We start from the raw sequence: 208 nt of genomic DNA on the forward strand, positions 1-208 counted from the left end.
CAGCTCGACCGCAGCGCCATCCGTGGCAGCGCCAACCGTCAGATCGGCCCCAGGGGCCGCCTGCTGAACGAGGCCGACCTTGCCGGTGTTGATGTCGCCGAGCTTCGTGTTGATGGTTGTGATATCGCCTTCATTGGTCGTCACCCGCTTGTCGATGTTGGTGATGTCGCCTTCGTTGATCGTCACCCGATCGTCGATATTGGTGATA

The 208-nt window shown here is 60.1% G+C and carries 1 protein-coding gene; it reads right to left on the reverse strand.

The genetic code is table 11. The annotated features are described in order from the left end of the window. Positions 1-208: hypothetical protein (locus tag K9U38_RS21930; protein WP_224496475.1), on the reverse strand; the 208-nt coding region annotated here is incomplete at both ends.

It is taken from the genome of Phyllobacterium lublinensis (assembly GCF_020164435.1).
Taxonomy (GTDB): Bacteria; Pseudomonadota; Alphaproteobacteria; order Rhizobiales; family Rhizobiaceae; genus Phyllobacterium; species Phyllobacterium lublinensis.